Annotated in this window: 15 protein-coding genes; 9 read left to right on the top strand and 6 right to left on the bottom strand. The window is 62.4% G+C overall.

All coding sequences use genetic code 11. The annotated features are described in order from the left end of the window. Positions 1-107: 107 nt before the first annotated feature. Entirely contained in the window at positions 108-2,822 is a 2,715-nt protein-coding gene (gene secA / locus V8Z65_RS15940) for a preprotein translocase subunit SecA (RefSeq protein WP_338721134.1), read from the top strand. A gap of 75 nt (positions 2,823-2,897) precedes the next feature. After that, complete coding sequence (locus V8Z65_RS15935) at positions 2,898-3,308, top strand: hypothetical protein (protein WP_338721133.1); 411 nt, start codon at positions 2,898-2,900, stop codon at positions 3,306-3,308. Between the two features lie 2 nt (positions 3,309-3,310). On the opposite strand, the gene V8Z65_RS15930 is transcribed toward V8Z65_RS15935, so the two are convergent. From V8Z65_RS15930 to V8Z65_RS15910, 5 genes are all read right to left on the bottom strand, one after another. Beyond that, on the bottom strand, positions 3,311-3,982 hold the full coding sequence (locus tag V8Z65_RS15930; RefSeq protein WP_338721132.1) for a hypothetical protein: 672 nt from the start codon (positions 3,980-3,982) through the stop codon (positions 3,311-3,313). 92 nt (positions 3,983-4,074) lie between these two features. Then, positions 4,075-5,079 carry a murein L,D-transpeptidase family protein gene (locus V8Z65_RS15925; protein ID WP_338721131.1) on the bottom strand — a complete coding sequence of 335 codons (1,005 nt, stop codon included), beginning with the start codon at positions 5,077-5,079 and terminating at the stop codon, positions 4,075-4,077. Between the two features lie 172 nt (positions 5,080-5,251). Then, positions 5,252-6,205 carry an acetyl-CoA carboxylase carboxyltransferase subunit alpha gene (locus V8Z65_RS15920; protein WP_338721130.1) on the bottom strand — a complete coding sequence of 318 codons (954 nt, stop codon included), beginning with the start codon at positions 6,203-6,205 and terminating at the stop codon, positions 5,252-5,254. A 159-nt stretch (positions 6,206-6,364) separates the two neighbouring features. After that, the gene (locus V8Z65_RS15915; protein ID WP_338721128.1) at positions 6,365-7,273 is read right to left on the bottom strand and encodes a site-specific tyrosine recombinase XerD; all 909 of its coding nucleotides are present in this window, start codon (positions 7,271-7,273) and stop codon (positions 6,365-6,367) included. Next, on the bottom strand, positions 7,270-7,485 hold the full coding sequence (locus tag V8Z65_RS15910; protein ID WP_338721127.1) for a histidine kinase: 216 nt from the start codon (positions 7,483-7,485) through the stop codon (positions 7,270-7,272). Before V8Z65_RS15910 ends, V8Z65_RS15915 begins: the two co-directional genes overlap by 4 nt. 168 nt (positions 7,486-7,653) lie before the next feature. Here V8Z65_RS15910 and V8Z65_RS15905 point away from each other — a divergent pair, with 168 nt between their 5' ends. From V8Z65_RS15905 to V8Z65_RS15895, 3 genes are read left to right on the top strand one after another with little or no spacing between them, the layout of a single operon-like run. Further along, a complete protein-coding gene (locus V8Z65_RS15905) occupies positions 7,654-8,241 on the top strand; it encodes a shikimate kinase (RefSeq protein WP_338721126.1) in 588 nt (195 codons plus the stop codon). Positions 8,242-8,245: 4 nt separating this feature from the next. Then, positions 8,246-9,361 (top strand): 3-dehydroquinate synthase, encoded by a 1,116-nt coding sequence (gene aroB / locus V8Z65_RS15900; protein ID WP_338721125.1) that lies wholly within the window; start codon positions 8,246-8,248, stop codon positions 9,359-9,361. Beyond that, a complete protein-coding gene (locus tag V8Z65_RS15895; RefSeq protein ID WP_338721124.1) occupies positions 9,358-10,656 on the top strand; it encodes an HlyC/CorC family transporter in 1,299 nt (432 codons plus the stop codon). Before aroB ends, V8Z65_RS15895 begins: the two co-directional genes overlap by 4 nt. On the opposite strand, the gene V8Z65_RS15890 is transcribed toward V8Z65_RS15895, so the two are convergent. Then, positions 10,657-10,920, bottom strand: coding sequence for a BolA family protein (locus V8Z65_RS15890; RefSeq protein ID WP_338721123.1), 264 nt, complete (start codon positions 10,918-10,920; stop codon positions 10,657-10,659). It abuts the gene before it with no gap. Between the two features lie 48 nt (positions 10,921-10,968). Between V8Z65_RS15890 and V8Z65_RS15885 the strand changes: the two genes are divergently transcribed. From V8Z65_RS15885 to V8Z65_RS15870, 4 genes are all read left to right on the top strand, one after another. After that, the gene (locus V8Z65_RS15885) at positions 10,969-11,592 is read left to right on the top strand and encodes a DnaJ domain-containing protein (protein WP_338721122.1); all 624 of its coding nucleotides are present in this window, start codon (positions 10,969-10,971) and stop codon (positions 11,590-11,592) included. Between the two features lie 116 nt (positions 11,593-11,708). Further along, positions 11,709-12,692 carry a cobaltochelatase subunit CobS gene (gene cobS / locus V8Z65_RS15880; RefSeq protein WP_338721121.1) on the top strand — a complete coding sequence of 328 codons (984 nt, stop codon included), beginning with the start codon at positions 11,709-11,711 and terminating at the stop codon, positions 12,690-12,692. Between the two features lie 175 nt (positions 12,693-12,867). After that, the gene (cobT, locus tag V8Z65_RS15875; RefSeq protein ID WP_338721120.1) at positions 12,868-14,757 is read left to right on the top strand and encodes a cobaltochelatase subunit CobT; all 1,890 of its coding nucleotides are present in this window, start codon (positions 12,868-12,870) and stop codon (positions 14,755-14,757) included. Continuing rightward, positions 14,757-15,743 (top strand): esterase-like activity of phytase family protein, encoded by a 987-nt coding sequence (locus V8Z65_RS15870; RefSeq protein WP_338721119.1) that lies wholly within the window; start codon positions 14,757-14,759, stop codon positions 15,741-15,743. The genes cobT and V8Z65_RS15870 overlap by 1 nt, the downstream gene beginning before the upstream one ends. Positions 15,744-15,775 lie beyond the last annotated feature (32 nt).

Here is a 15,775-nt window from a genome sequence, read left to right as displayed (position 1 = left end):
TTCCCCAAGTTGTGACGAGGCGAAACGGGGCTCGCCAGAGCCCGCATTGAAAATGCAGGCCGCCCGCCCCATCGTCCCGCCGCTCACAAACAAAGGACCGTAAAACAATGGCACTTGCTGCGCTGGCCCGAAAGATATTCGGGACGACCTCGGACAGGCAGGTCAAGCGATATCAGGGCAAAGTGGCAGCGATCAATGCGCTGGAGCCGGAACTGGCCAAGCTCAGCGACGATGCGCTCAAGGCGCGGACCGCCGAGTTCAAGGCGCAGCTCGAACAGGGCGCCAAGCTCGACGATCTGGTCGTTCCGGCCTTTGCCACGGTGCGTGAAGCGTCCAAGCGCGTTCTGGGGATGCGGCATTTCGACGTGCAGCTCATCGGCGGCATGGTGATGAATGACCGGTCCATTGCCGAAATGCGCACCGGTGAGGGCAAGACGCTGGTGGCGACCCTGCCCATGTATCTTAATGCGCTGACTGGCAAGGGCGCGCATCTGGTCACGGTCAATGATTACCTGGTCAGGCGCGACGCCCAGTGGATGGGCCAGATCTATAATTTCCTGGGTCTGAGCTATGGCGTGATCGTGCATGGCCTCAACGATGCCGAGCGCAAGGCGGCTTATGCGGCCGATATCACCTATGGCACCAATAATGAGCTCGGCTTCGACTATCTGCGCGACAATATGAAATATACCCGCGCCCAGATGGTGCAGCGCGGGCATGAATTCGCCATTGTCGACGAAGTGGACTCGATCCTGATTGATGAGGCGCGCACGCCGCTGATCATTTCGGGCCCGTCGGAGGACCGGTCCGAGCTTTACGTCAAGATCGATCAGTTGATCGGGGTGATTGGCGAGGGCGATTACGAGCTCGATGAAAAGCACCGCGCCGCCACCTTTACCGACCAGGGCGTTGAAAAGCTCGAAGCGGCGCTGGGCGAAGCGGGCCTATTGCGCGGCGGCTCCATGTATGACGTGGAAAATGTGGCGCTGGTGCACCATGCCAATTCGGCGCTCAGGGCCCACAAGCTGTTCCGCAAGGACAAGGACTATATCGTTCGCCAGACGCCCGAAGGCGGCGAAGTGGTGATCATCGACGAATTTTCCGGCCGCATGATGCCGGGCCGCCGCTATTCGGAGGGCCTGCACCAGGCGCTCGAGGCCAAGGAACAGGTCAAGATCCAGGCCGAAAACCAGACGCTGGCCTCGATCACCTTCCAGAACTATTTCCGTCTCTACAAGAAGCTGGCCGGCATGACCGGTACGGCGGCGACCGAGGCGGAGGAATTTGCCGATATCTACGGGCTGGGCGTCACCACGGTGCCGACCAACCTGCCCGTCCAGCGTATCGATGAAGACGATGCGATCTATCGCACGGCCGAGGAAAAGTTCGAGGCCATTGCCGATCTGATCAAGGAATGCCAGGAGCGCGGGCAGCCGGTGCTGGTGGGCACGACCTCGATCGAGAAGTCGGAAATGCTGGCCGAGTTGCTGCGCAAGAAGAATGTGGGCACCATGAATGTGCTCAATGCGCGGCACCACGAGCAGGAAGCCTTTATCGTGGCCGATGCGGGCCTGCCCGGGGCCATTACCATTGCCACCAATATGGCTGGTCGCGGTACCGATATTCAGCTCGGCGGTAACCTGGAAATGCGTATTCAGCGCGAGACCGGCGAACTCGAGGGCGAGGCACGCGAGGCCAAGATTGCCGAGATCAAGGTCAGGATTGCCGAGGACAAGCAAAAGGCGCTGGCCGCGGGCGGGCTGATGGTGATCGGTACCGAGCGGCATGAAAGCCGCCGCATCGACAATCAGTTGCGCGGCCGTTCCGGTCGCCAGGGCGATCCGGGCCATTCGAAATTCTTCCTCTCGCTTCAGGATGACCTGATGCGCATCTTCCCGGTGGATTCGATGGATTCCATGCTGGGCAAGCTGGGCCTTGAGCAAGGCGAGAGCATTACCCATCCCTGGGTCACCAAGGCCATCGAGCGGGCGCAGGGCAAGGTCGAGGCGCGCAATTTCGACATCCGCAAGAACATCCTGAAATACGACGATGTGATGAACGATCAGCGCAAGGTGATCTTCGAGCAGCGTCTCGAATTCATGGATGAAGAGGATGTGAGCGAGACCATTGCCGAAATGCGGCATGACGTGGTCGAGAACATCGTCGCCAAGGCCATTCCGCCGCGCTCCTATCCCGAGCAGTGGAATACCGAACAGCTTGCCGCGGCGGCCAAGACCTACCTCAATATCGATATTCCGGCTGCCGACTGGGCGGCCGAGGATGGCATCGATGCCGAAACGGTCGAACAGCGCATTCGCGAGACTGCCGACGCCCATATCGCCGCCAAGTCCGAGAAATATTCGCCTTCCATCATGCGCCAGGTGGAAAAATCGATCCTGCTGCAATCGGTGGACGGCCTCTGGCGCGAGCATCTGGTCATGCTCGATCACCTCTCCAAGGTCGTGGGCTGGCGCGGCATCGCCCAGCGCGATCCGCTCAACGAATATAAGCAGGAAGCCTATGAGCTGTTCCAGGCCATGCTGGGCAATCTGCGCGAGCTGGTCACAACCCAGATCAGCCATGTGGAACTGCAGATCCGCCAGCCCGAGCCGCCGCCGCAGCCGGCGCTGGACCTCAGTAAGCTCACCGAAACCCATATCGATCCGCTGACCGGCGAGAACGATGCGACCGGCGACGATGTGGCCAGCCGCGACGGACTGCCGCCAGTGGACCCGAAACTGCTGGTGGGCGTGTCGCGCAATGCGCCCTGCCCCTGCGGATCGGGCAAGAAGTTCAAGCACTGCCACGGCGCCTTCGCCTGAGGCAGATGAAACAAATGCAAAGGGCGGCTTCGGGCCGCCCTTTTTGTTTTTCGGTGCTTGCGCTAGCTTCGTCCTATGGACAATTCGGACCTCATCCATCGCGCCAGCCAGCTTCTCAAGCCCCATGTGACCGGCGCGGGCAGGTTAATTGGCGATGTGGGGGCCGTGGTGGTCTCGGACAGGGGCGAGATCTATGGTGGCGTCTGTGTGGACACGTCCAGTTGGGGGCTTTGCGCGGAGCGGAGCGCACTGGCTGCCATGGTCAGCGCGGGCGAGTATCGCTTCCGGTCAGTTGTGGCCGTCTGGCGCGACCCGGAGACCAATTCTCTGCATGTCCTGCCACCTTGCGGCGTCTGTCGCGATTTCATGCGCCAATTGGACGATGCCAACCTCTCAGCCCAGGTCATTCTGGGAAAGGATCGGAGCAGGACGCTCGCGGAACTCTTGCCTGAGCACGCTTGGCCGGAGCCGGTCAAGGACGGATAAGCTCAGCAGCTCACGCGGATTTCGGCATAGCCGGTGAGGCCTTCATCGCCGCTGGAGGTGACAGCGATGGTGCAGGCGCTGCCGGGCAGGGGCATGGTGCCGCCCGAGGCGACGGAGGTGCCGTCGGCCAGGGTGATATAGCCATTGTCAACAAAGCCGACATTGACCGCTGCGGACTGGCCGCAGACGGGATAGGTGTCGCCGGCGGCAACAAGCAGCCGCATGCCAACGGGCAGGCAGTCGTCCTGGTTCGCTTCGGCCGGCGCAGCGGCGGGCATGGCGGAAGCGACGGGTGCCGGCACATTGCTGCCCGCGGCCGCTTTTTCGAGGTTGGTCAGCCGGTCGCGCAATTCGGCTAGCGTTTCGCCGCCCCCGCCATTGCGGGCATAAAGATCGAGGCTGACGCGCAATTGGGCCAACTCGGTCGAAAGGCGCATGATTTCCTGCTGCCCCTGGATGTAGATCCAGCCGGCAAAGGCAAAGGCGGCAATGCCGAACAGCACGGCGGCAAAGGCCAACAATCCAGGCAGGCGCGATGGGCGGTGGACCGGTTGCCGGGCGCCGGCAGGCCGCTCCCGGGCGGTACTTTCTTGCCGCTGCGTTGCCGGGCGCAGGTCATCGAGCGCCCCATTAGGGGTGTCGCGATCCGGCTTTTTGCCTTCCGGCTGGTCCATCGGGGCCGTCCTTGATTTTTCCGTCCGCAGTCTGCCCCAACTGGGGCAGAACTTTGACCTTTACAAGGGCCCGGTGGCGGCGGACCGGACGGTCAGGGGCGTTGGGTGGCCGGCGTGGGCATGCCTGTGGTTGCCTCGCCCCCGGTTTGCGTGCCGCTGCCGAAGAGACCTCCAATGCCGGAGAAGAAATTGTTGACCGCCTCGCCGCGCTGCTTGAGCGCCGCCTCCTCGGCGGCCTTGCGCTCCTCCGCCTTCTTGGCCGCCTCGGCCTTATTGGCGAGGTCCGCCTCGTCGGCCGCGAGCTTCTCGCTCAAGGCGGTATTGCGCTGCGAGGGCGGACAGGTGCCGGCGGCATCGAGCGGACCGGTGCTGGCGGGGTTGAAGATATATTGCTTCTCGCACACGTCCCAGACCGGGGGCGTCTTGGTCAGCTCGAAATAGTCATGGCCTTCCTTGATGTCTTTCCAGAAGTCCATATGCGGGCTGGTGGCATGCTTGGCCATATTGGCCGTGGTCATGCGGAAGGGGAAAATCTGGAGCTGGAAGCTGGCATTGCCGCCCTTGAAGCTCTCTCGGGCCAGGGCGTAGATTTCGGCAATGCCAGCATCGGTCATGGCATAGCAGCCGCGCGAGGAGCAATCGCCATGCACCATCAGGTCCGAGCCGGTGCGGCCATGGACGCGATCGAACTTGTTTGGGAAGCCGGTATTGAAGGCCAGGTAATAGTTCGAGCGCGGGTTCATCAGGCCCGGGGTGATCGTATAGAAGCCTTCCGGGCTCTGGCGGTCGCCTTCCTTGAATTTGGGCCCGAGATCGCCCGAATAGGCACAAATCTCATAGGTCTTAAAGAGCCGATAGGTACCTCCGGCGGTCTTCTTCCAGACCTCGAGCACCGCCTCTTCCTTGAATATACGCACCACCATGCCGTCGGTGGGTGACGAGCCCATATTGCGCAGGCCCTGCACAACCCCGCTGGAGAGGGGTACATTGTGGCGATTGTTATCGCCCTTGACGAAATTGGAGCACGCGGCCAGGCCAAGCGTCAGCCAGACCAGGATGATGAAGGCACCGAGGCGGTTAAAGGTGGTGGCAGTCAAAGGAAATCAGCCCGTCACTAAAAAAGCCCGGCGATCGGGCGAACCTTAGCGCAGTATGAACCGCTGCGGTGAACGAAGCCTTTACCATGGCGCTGCGCGCGCCGGAAGCGGGGCCGGATCACGCGGTTGTGTGGAGCGATTGCCTGTGGGCGTCCGACAGGCGCTGCTCAATCTAAAGGTTGGTGCCGATGGCCAGGAATTTCTCGCGGCGGTGTTCGCGGGTTTCGAGGCGCGACTTGCCGGCGAAGTCCTTGAGGAAGGTGGCCAGGGCGCCTCGCGTCGCCTCCATGATGGCGCCATGGTGGCGATGGGCGCCGCCGGCCGGCTCGGGAATGATGGCGTCAATGACGCCAAAGCCAAGCAGGTCCTGGGCGGTGATCTTCTGAGCGGTGGCCATATCCTGGGCGCGGGCCGCGTCGCGGAAGAGGATCGAGGCGCCCGCTTCTGGCGAAATCACCGAATAGATGGAATTTTCCAACATCAGCACGCGATTGGCCGTGGCAATGGCAATGGCGCCGCCCGAGCCGCCTTCACCGATGATGATGGCGATATTGGGCACGCCCAGTTCAAGGCCCTTTTCGGTGGAGCGGGCGATGGCCTCGGCCTGGCCGCGCTCCTCGGCGCCGATGCCGGGATAGGCGCCTGCGGTATCGACAAAGGAGATGACGGGAATGGAGAAGCGGTCGGCCATTTCCATGATGCGGACGGCCTTGCGATAGCCTTCGGGATTGGCCATGCCGAAATTGTGCTTGAGGCGCGTTTCGGTGGAATTGCCCTTTTCCTGGCCGAGCACGGCAACCGGCGTGCCGTTGAAGCGGCCAAAGCCTGCCTGCAGGGCTGCGTCCTCGCCGAATTTGCGGTCGCCGGCCAGCGGCGTCCATTCGGTGATCAGGGACGACACATAGTCGGAAAAATGCGGCCGCTGCGGATGGCGGGCCACCTGCGTCTTCTGCCAGGGCGTCAGCTTGCGATAAATCTCGACCAGCGCTTCGTCGGCGCGGGCCGACAGCCGGTTGACCTCTTCGTCGATGGACACAGCCTGATCGGTCTGTGCCAGTGACTTGAGTTCGGCGATCTTAGCTTCGAGATCGGCGACCGGTTTTTCAAAATCGAGATAAGACTGCATCCCACCGCCCAAAAGGGTCATTGTTCTGGCACGAGGCTCGTTTGCGGCCCATGCATCATGGTCCGCTGCTCTTGCGCCCTAAAGTGGCCGGAAAGTGGCGGTGGAGCAATGGCAAGTCAAGCTCTGGGCAGGAAATGGTTGCGATTTCGTGCGCCCGGCTCAACCCGTGGCCAGCGGATGATGGCTTTCCACCAGAGAGCGGAGCCTTTCATCGAGCACATGGGTATAGATCTGGGTTGTGGAAATGTCGGCATGGCCGAGCAGCATCTGCACGACCCGGAGGTCGGCACCGCCGGCCAGAAGGTGACTGGCAAAGGCGTGGCGCAGAACGTGGGGGGCGACGCGCGCCGACGAAATACCGGCCCGCGCGGCCAGCGATTTGAGGTCGCGGGCAAAGACCTGGCGGGAGAGATAGCCGGTCTCGCCCTTGGCCGGAAACAGATAGGGGCCGGGCTCGAGCGTTTTGACCCAGAGACGCACGGCATCGCGGGCCCGGTCGTTCATGGGTACGACGCGATCCTTGTTCCCTTTGCCTGTGACGGTGATGAAAGCGGCATCGCGCATCACGGCGGCGCGCTTGAGACTGACCAGTTCGGAGACACGCAGGCCAGTGGCATAGAGCATTTCAAGCAGCACATAGAGCCGCTGCGCGGCCAATTGCCTGGCCGGGCTGGCCGGGGTGTTGGCCTCGGTTTCGGCCAGCGAGAGCAGGCGGTCGACTTCGGCGATGGAGAGCACTTTGGGCAGGGCGCGGCGGGCCTTGGGGCTGGCCACGATGCGGGTGGGGTCATCGCTTCGGATGCTATCGGCGCAAAGGAATTTGTGAAACTGGCGCACGGCCGACAGGCGGCGGGCGCTGGAGGCCGCTGACAGGCCTTCGGTTTTGAGATCGTCGAGCCAGGCGGTGACCGTGTCGCGGCCGGCCGTTTGCAGCGTTTGCCCTTGCGCCGCTACAAAGGCGGCGTAGTGCGTGAGGTCACGGCGATAGGCCTCGATCGTATTGGCCGCCGCGCCACGCTCGGCACTCATCATTTCGAGAAAGCCGCCGATCAGGTGTCCGCCGCTCATTGGCCGGTGCTGGGCTGGGAGGTCACATTGGGCTGCGGCAGATTGCCGGCGGGGCGGCTGGCTTCTGTTTCGCCCAGCAATTCGCGCGTGGGAATGCGCTGGCTGACTTCCTTGGGGGTCGGCTCAACGAAGGTGACGAGCACGAACATGCCGGCATAGACCAGGCCCGCCAGAAAAATCAGGGTGATGAGCAGGCGGATCAGGGTGGGCATAGCATTCCTTATGGGCCGGCGCGGCGCCAATATTATCGGCAAAAGGTTGCGGTTGTGTTGTCTCGCAGTGTCGCCGAAACAGGCCCGCGTGATCAACTGGCGTGGTGCCGTGCTTGACAGGCCGGGTCCGGACCGGTTGATAGCGGCGATGATCGGAGGGCGTGGCAGGTGAGCAAGAGCGATGGCGGCGGACGGCAGGGCCGGGCCAAGGCACTGGCCAGCCGGCTCGATGGCCGCCCGCTGGTGCTGGTGGGCATGATGGGTGCGGGCAAGACCACGGTCGGCCGGCGGCTGGCCAGCCGGCTGGGGCGCCGCTTTATCGACAGCGACGAGGAAATCGAGCGCGCCGCGCAGATGAGTATTCCGGAAATTTTCGAGCAGCGCGGCGAGGGCGAGTTCCGCGCCGGAGAAATGCGCGTCATTGCCCGGTTGCTCAAGGAAAAGGATATCGTACTCGCGACCGGTGGCGGGGCCTTTGTCAATCCCGAGACGCGGGCGCTGGTCAAATCAGGGGCCGTTTCGGTATGGCTCAAGGCCGATCTCGATGTGCTGTTCGAGCGGGTGTCACGGCGGTCCAACCGTCCTTTGCTCAAGACGGCCGACCCCAAGGGCACGCTCGAAAAACTGATTGCGGACCGCTATCCGATCTACCGGGAAGCGGACATTACCGTGATCAGCCGCGATGTGCCGCAAGACCAGGTGGCCGGCGATGTCGTGGGCGCATTGCTCGACCATTTCAAGAAACAACAGGTTTAGGATCATGGCGCAGATCGATCACACAGTTCATGTTGCGCTGGGCGAACGGGCCTATGACATTTTGATCGGACCCAGGCTGATCGATGAGGCCGGCGCCGTGCTTGCCGAAAAATTTCCGGGCCGGCGGTATGGTATTGTCACCGACGAGAGGGTGGCCAAGGCGCAATTGCCGCGTCTGGAGGCGGGGCTGACGGCGGCAGGGCTCTCCTATGACGTCATAACAGTACCGGCCGGCGAGGCCACCAAGAGCTATGCCATGCTCGAAACAGTGGTCGAGGGCCTGCTTGCGGCCAGGCTTGAGCGCGGCGACCTGGTCATTGCCCTTGGCGGCGGCGTGATCGGGGACCTCGCCGGTTTTGCCGCCGCAGTCACCCGGCGCGGCATGGATTTTGTGCAAGTGCCCACCTCGCTTCTGGCGCAGGTGGATTCCTCGGTGGGCGGCAAGACGGGCATCAATTCGCCCCATGGCAAGAACCTGGTCGGCGCCTTTCATCAGCCCAAGCTGGTGCTGGCCGACCTTTCGGCACTCGATACGCTCGATCCGCGCCAATTCGCTGCCGGCTATGCGGAAGTCGTCAAATATGGGCTGATCGACGAGCCGGACTTTTTCGAGTGGCTGGAAGCCAATCGCGCCGAAATCTTTGCCGGCGGGCCGGCGCGGGGGGAAGCCATTGCCCGTTGCTGCGCCCACAAGGCGCGGGTGGTGATCGAGGACGAGAAGGAAACAGGGGTCCGGGCGCTGCTCAATCTGGGGCATACATTCGGGCATGCACTGGAAAAGGATACCGGTTATTCAGACCGGCTCTTGCATGGCGAGGGGGTCAGCATCGGCATGGTGCTCGCCCATGGTTTTTCCAACAGGCTCGGGCTGGCGCCGGGGCAGGATAGCGGCCGGGTGGCGGCCCATCTCAAGGCCGCGGGCCTGCCGACCAGGCTCAGCGATATCCCGGGGCAACTGGGCTCGACTGACACGCTGATGGCGGCCATTGCCCAGGACAAGAAAGTGTCGCGCGGGGCGCTGACTTTCATCCTGACGCGGGGCATCGGCCAGGCCTTTATCGAAAAAAATGTCGATCCCGAAGCCGTGCGGGCCTTTCTGGAGGAGATGCGTTCATCATGAGCCTTACTCTGTGGCTGACCTCGGCGGGCATTCTCATTCTGCTGGCCATGAGCTTTTTCTTTTCCGGTTCGGAAACAGCACTGACTGCGGCCTCGCGAGCGCGCATGCACCAGCTTGCCCGTTCAGGCGACAAGCGGGCTGTGTTGGTGGAACATCTCACCAGCGAAAAGGAGAGGCTGATCGGCGCGATCCTATTGGGCAATAATATCGTCAATATCCTGGCCTCGACCCTGGCCGCCAGCGTGCTGATCGCCCTGTTCGGCGAGGCGGGCATTGCCTATGCCACCATTGCCATGACGGCGGCGGTAGTGGTGTTTTCCGAAGTGCTGCCCAAGACGCTGGCGCTGATGCGGCCCGATGGCTTTGCACTCACCGTTTCGCCGGTGATCCGGCTGGTGGTGATCGTCTTTGCGCCAGTGACCCTGGCGGTGCAGGCCATTGTCAATTTCATCCTCAGGCTCTTTGGGCTGGACGCGACCAATGTCAGTGCCATTTCCGGGCATGATGAAATCCGTGGCACGCTGGACCTGCTGCATTCGGAAGGCGAAGTGGTCAAGGGCGACCGCGACATGCTGGGCGGCCTATTGGACCTGCGCGACCTGGTGGTCAGCGACGTTATGGTGCACCGCACGCAGATGCTGGCGCTCGACGCCACCATGGCGGCGGACGACCTGGTCAAGGCCGTTCTCGAAAGCGCCTATACCCGTATTCCGCTCTATCAGGGCGAGACCGACGACATTGTCGGCATTGTTCATGCCAAGGACGTGCTGCGGGCCTTGATGGCCGTGGATGGCGATGCCAGCCGCGTGGACCTCAAGCAGATCATGGCCAAGCCCTGGTTCATTCCGCAATCGACGCCGGTGCAGGTGCAGCTCTCGGCGTTTTTGAAGCGGCATTCGCATATGGCGCTGGTGCTGGACGAATATGGCGTGCTCGAAGGGCTGGTGACGCTGGAAGACATCATCGAGGAAATCGTCGGCGATATTTCCGACGAGCATGACGAGCCGGACGACGAGGCGGTGTTCGGGATCGACAAGCAGGACGATGGCAGCTTCATCGTCGATGCCAGCATTGCCATCCGTGACATCAACCGGCTGCTCGACTGGGACCTGCCGGACGAACATGCCAATACCGTGGCCGGCATTGTCATCAATGCCGCCAAGCTCATTCCCGAGCCCGGACATGAGGTGGAGGCGCATGGTTTTACCTTCCTCGTGCTGGAACGGGACCGGCAAAGGGTGTCGAAAGTGAAGATCACCCCCCGAGCGGAGGGTGGCGAAGTTTTAGCCGAATGACTATATGGCCTTGGCCGGCAGCACCTCGATGGCGAGGGCATGCACGCTGGCCTTCAATTCATCGTCAAGCGCTTCCATCACCGCACGGTGTTGCGCAACGCGGCTTAGCCCGTCAAAATTGCGGGTCGCGATTCTGACACGAAAATGGGTTTCACCGCCCTCACGCCATCCGGCGTGGCCGTGGTGAGACGCGGATTCATCGATCACCTCCAGATGGAGGGGAGAGAATTTTTCGCTGAGCTTGGCGTGGATCGTGTCCGTCATGGACATGGTGTCGGCTCCGATATCTGACTGTAGACACAACTAGGCACAATGAAACTGCAATCCAAGCTCTTCGATAATATTCGTGTCCGGCCCCGGCGGGAGGAGAAGTCTGAGCCGGTGGGGGTGAAGTGCGATTGGGAGGGCTGCGAGGCGCCCGGCGAGTTCAAGGCGCCCAAGGGCGTGCGCTCGGAAGGGCAGTATCACAATTTCTGCCTTGAGCATGTGCGCCACTATAACAAGGCCTTCAATTACTTCGCCGGCATGAGCCCGGAAGAGTTGGACGAGGCGCTGCATACCCCGCCCAAGGCCGAATCGCGGTCGAGCTTTGCCACTGGCAATCCCGGCGCGGCCCGGGCGGCGGGGCGCAATGCGACCAAGCCGGGGGACAAATATGGCGACCCGTTCGGGGTCTTTGCGCGCTATCGCTATCAACAGTCCAAGCGCCCGGCGACCGAGCGCGTCAAGCCGCTCAATGAACCGGACCGACGAGCGCTGGAGGTGCTGGGCTTTACCAAGCATGCCAAATCCGACGAGATCAAACGGGCTTATAAGGACCTGGTCAAAAAGCACCATCCGGACGTCAATGGCGGGGATGCCTCGTCCGAGGAGCGCCTGCGTTCGGTGATCGCGGCCTATACGCATCTCAAAAAACAGGGTTTCGTGGTGCGCTAGGCCATGCCCTAAGGGCGGCGGCGCATGCCAAAGCCAAGGCTACCCGCGCCGTCACATAGCTGCTATAGAGCCACCGCCTTCAAAGAATTTTTCCTTGCATTTCCAAGAGTCCGACCATGACTGAATTCGCCAATCTGCCCGATACCGAATACCAGGCGCGGGAGCTTTTCGGCATCGATACCGACATGGTGGTCAAGGGCTACAAAGAGCGCACCGACCACGTGCCGCCGATCGATCCGGACTATCTGTTCGACCGCAATACGACTTTGGCGATCCTGGCCGGCTTTGCCTATAATCGCCGCGTCATGGTGCAGGGCTATCACGGCACCGGCAAATCCACCCATATCGAGCAGGTCGCGGCGCGGCTGAACTGGCCGCTGGTGCGCGTGAACCTCGACAGCCATGTGTCGCGTATCGACCTCGTCGGCAAGGACGCCATTGTCCTCAAGGACGGCAAGCAGATCACCGAATTCCGCGACGGCATCCTGCCCTGGGCGGTGCAGAACAATGTCGCGCTGGTCTTCGACGAATATGATGCCGGCCGTCCGGACGTGATGTTCGTGATCCAGCGCGTGCTTGAACAATCGGGTCGCCTGACCCTCTTGGACCAGAACCGCGTGATCATCCCGCACCCGGCCTTCCGGCTGTTCTCGACCACCAATACGATCGGTCTGGGCGATACTTCGGGGCTCTATCACGGCACCCAGCAGATCAACCAGGGCCAGATGGACCGCTGGAGCATCGTGACGACGCTCAATTATCTGCCGCATGACAAGGAAGTCGGCATCGTTCTGGCCAAGAACAAGAGCTATGCCGAGACCGAAAAGGGCAAAAAGCAGATCGCCAATATGGTGCGCCTGGCGGACCTGACGCGTTCGGCCTTCATCAATGGCGATATCTCGACCGTCATGAGCCCGCGCGGTGTCATCACCTGGGCCGAAAACGCCGTCATTTTCGGTGGCGATATCGGCTTTGCCTTCCGCCTGACCTTCCTCAACAAATGCGACGAGCTCGAACGCCCGGTGGTAGCCGAGTTCTACCAGCGCGTGTTCGGCGAAGACCTGCCGGAAAGCTCCGCCAATCTGGCGGTGATGGCTTAATTTGCAGTATTGGACCCTCTGCTCCCCTCCCCCTTGAGGGGAGGGGCCGGGGGTGGGGGTCCATCGGGTAACCACTGATCCACCCCCTCCCCAACCCTCCCCTTAAAGGGGGAGGGGGCGCAGGTCTCACTTTCCGTGCGAAGCCAAGGCGCCAGTCCAACTGACGAGCGTAATCATGGCAACTCCCCCGCGCAGCAAAGCCAATAAGCCCGACCAGACCCAGGCCTTCAAATCGGCCATGGGTGCAACGGTGCGCGCCATCGGGGCAAAGCCGGACCTTGAGGTGAGCTTTACCGCCGACCGGCCCCTGCTCACATCGGACAAGGCGCGGCTGGCCAATCTGCCGCGCCTGCCGACCAAGCGCGATATCGCAATTGCCCGGGGGCAGGGCGATGCCATGGCCATGCGCCTCGCCAGCCACGATCCGGACGCGCACCGCAAGCGGTCGCCCATGGATCCGCAGGCGCGGGCGGCCTTCGACGCGCTTGAGCAGGCGCGGGTGGAATCGCTGGGTTGCATTCGCATGCCGGGCATGGTGGGCAATATCCACGAAATGCTGGAGGATCGCCTTTTCCGCGCCAATTTCGCCGAGGTCGATGACAAGGGCGATGCGCCTTTGGCCGAAGCACTGGGGCTGATGCTGCGCGAAAAGCTGGCTGGGGTCGAGGTGCCGCCGTCAGGCCATGCGCTGGTCGATCTGTGGCGCAAGGAGATCGAGGCCAAGGCCGGCACCTCGATAGAAAAACTGCTCGATACCTATGAGAGCCAGGACGAATTTTCGCGCGCGGCGCGGGCCGTGTTGCGCGATCTCAACCTGATCGCGGAAAGCGATATGGAGGACCCGTCTGAGAGCGACGAGGACTCAAGCGAGGACAATCAGCCCGAACAGGCGCAAGGCTCCGACGAGTCGCCCGAGCAGGGCGAGGGCGAGAACGAACAGTCCGAGAGCGAAGAAGACCAGCAGGCTGGCGAGAGCGAAGATACCGGTGACGTTGAAGGCATGGAGGCCGATATGGCCGATGCCGACGAGGATGCCGAGGCCGAAGCGGGCGAGGATGCGCCCATGCCCCCGCCTGCCAAGGATGGCGGCGAGCGGCTCTCCAACCAGTTCAACTACAAGGTCTTCACGCAGAAATATGACGAGATCGTCAAGGCGGCGGAACTCTGTCCCCCCGATGAGCTCGATCAGCTGCGGACCCTGCTCGACAAACAGCTCGAGAATCTGGCCGGGGCGGTGGCGCGGCTGGCCAACAAGCTGCAGCGGCGGCTGATGGCCAAGCAGAACAGATCATGGCAGTTCGATCTCGAAGAAGGCCTGCTCGACACGGCGCGGCTCACCCGCGTCGTCACCGATCCGCTGCAGGCGCTGAGCTTCAAGGTCGAGAACGATACCGATTTCCGCGACACGGTGGTGACGCTGTTGATCGACAATTCCGGCTCCATGCGCGGCCGCCCGATCACCATTGCGGCGATTTGCGGGGATATTCTCGCGCGCACGCTGGAGCGGTGCGGCGTCAAGGTCGAGATACTGGGGTTTACCACTCGCGCCTGGAAGGGCGGCAAGTCGCGTGAAGCCTGGCTCGAAGCCAACCGCCCGCCCAATCCGGGTCGGGTGAACGATATCCGCCATATCATCTACAAGGCCGCTGACGAGCCCTGGCGCCATGCCCGGCGCAATCTCGGGCTGATGATGCGCGAGGGGCTCCTCAAGGAAAATATCGACGGCGAGGCGCTCGAATGGGCGCGCAAGCGGTTGATGGCCCGACCCGAGCAGCGCCGCATCATGATGGTGATTTCCGATGGCGCGCCGGTCGATGACTCGACCCAGTCGGTCAATGCCGGCAATTATCTTGAAGCGCATTTGCGGCAGGTGATCGAGGATATCGAGACCCGCTCGCCCATTCAGCTCGTGGCGGTGGGCATTGGCCATGATGTGACGCGCTACTATCGGCGTGCCGTCACCCTGCTCGATGCCGAGGAACTGGCCGGGGCGCTGACCGACGAGTTGGCGGCCCTGTTCGACGAAGAGATGCCGGCGCAGACACGGCGGCGGGCGCGGGGATGATGCTGCGGGCCGCTCTTGCCGCAGCCGTGCTGCTCCTGGCCCAATCGGCCGGAGCGATGGAACTGTTGGTCAGTGCGGCGCCGGTGACCCGGTTCAAGGGCGCCGAACTCGACCAGAAGGTGGACCGGTTGGTCTTTCGCGGTGGCCTTACACTGCAAAGCCCGGTGGATACATTCGGTGGCCTGTCCAGCGTCACGCAGACAGGTCCGGACCAGCGCATCGCCTTCATCTCGGACCGGGGCAATTTCATTGCCGGGCAATTGGCCTATGACCAGGCGGACCGGCTGATCGGCCTGATCGGGGTGACCATTGAGCCGATGCAGAATTCGGGCGGTGCGGTGCTGCCGCGCCAATATGCTCGCGATGCCGAAGGCATGGATACGGTCTGGCGCAATGGGGAGCCGGCGGCGGTCCGGGTGGGGTTCGAGCATCTGACTCGGGTAGCCGATTTTGCCATTGCCGATGGGCGGCCGGGTGGCGCGGCGCGGGAAATTGCCATCCCGCAATGGCTGACCGATCTCAGGACCAATGAAAGTCTGGAAGCGGTTTGTATTGCCCCACCGGCTTCGCCCATTGCGGGGTCGACATTGCTTTTGACCGAGGAAGCGCTGGACGAGAATGGCAATCACCGCGGCGAATTGCTGGGCGTCAATGACAAGGGGCCCATCGGCTATGTCAATTCGCCCATCGTCAATCCAACCGATTGCAAGTTCCTGCCCAATGGCGATCTTTTGGTGCTCGAGCGCGGGGTGTCGCTCTTCGCCTTTGTCATGAATTTGCGGCTTGTGCCGGCCGATCAGGTGCGTCCGGGCAATCTGATGCAGGGCGAATTGCTGCTCTCGGCCCAAGGCGGCGAAATCGACAATATGGAAAGCCTGATGGTGCATCAGACGCCCGGCGGCGAGACGCGCGTGCTCATCGGCTCGGACAATAATTTCAACGATTGGCAGCGCACCCTGCTGCTCGAATTCACATTGCCAGAATAAGAAACGCCGACCCGCTGGAGCGGATCGGCGTT

Origin of the sequence: Devosia sp. XK-2, from assembly GCF_037113415.1 — a bacterium.
Taxonomy (GTDB): domain Bacteria; phylum Pseudomonadota; class Alphaproteobacteria; order Rhizobiales; family Devosiaceae; genus Devosia.
This window is presented reverse-complemented; position numbering and strand designations above follow the sequence as displayed.

Coding starts and splice junctions, on each gene's coding strand:
- aroB (WP_338721125.1), top strand. CDS start 8,246: ATGGCGCAGATCGATCACACAGTTCATGTTGCGCTGGGCGAACGGGCC.
- V8Z65_RS15920 (WP_338721130.1), bottom strand. CDS start 6,205: ATGCAGTCTTATCTCGATTTTGAAAAACCGGTCGCCGATCTCGAAGCT.
- V8Z65_RS15930 (WP_338721132.1), bottom strand. CDS start 3,982: ATGGACCAGCCGGAAGGCAAAAAGCCGGATCGCGACACCCCTAATGGG.
- secA (WP_338721134.1), top strand. CDS start 108: ATGGCACTTGCTGCGCTGGCCCGAAAGATATTCGGGACGACCTCGGAC.
- V8Z65_RS15910 (WP_338721127.1), bottom strand. CDS start 7,485: ATGCCCACCCTGATCCGCCTGCTCATCACCCTGATTTTTCTGGCGGGC.
- V8Z65_RS15915 (WP_338721128.1), bottom strand. CDS start 7,273: ATGAGCGGCGGACACCTGATCGGCGGCTTTCTCGAAATGATGAGTGCC.
- V8Z65_RS15890 (WP_338721123.1), bottom strand. CDS start 10,920: ATGACGGACACGATCCACGCCAAGCTCAGCGAAAAATTCTCTCCCCTC.
- V8Z65_RS15870 (WP_338721119.1), top strand. CDS start 14,757: ATGCTGCGGGCCGCTCTTGCCGCAGCCGTGCTGCTCCTGGCCCAATCG.
- cobS (WP_338721121.1), top strand. CDS start 11,709: ATGACTGAATTCGCCAATCTGCCCGATACCGAATACCAGGCGCGGGAG.
- V8Z65_RS15935 (WP_338721133.1), top strand. CDS start 2,898: ATGGACAATTCGGACCTCATCCATCGCGCCAGCCAGCTTCTCAAGCCC.
- V8Z65_RS15895 (WP_338721124.1), top strand. CDS start 9,358: ATGAGCCTTACTCTGTGGCTGACCTCGGCGGGCATTCTCATTCTGCTG.
- cobT (WP_338721120.1), top strand. CDS start 12,868: ATGGCAACTCCCCCGCGCAGCAAAGCCAATAAGCCCGACCAGACCCAG.
- V8Z65_RS15885 (WP_338721122.1), top strand. CDS start 10,969: ATGAAACTGCAATCCAAGCTCTTCGATAATATTCGTGTCCGGCCCCGG.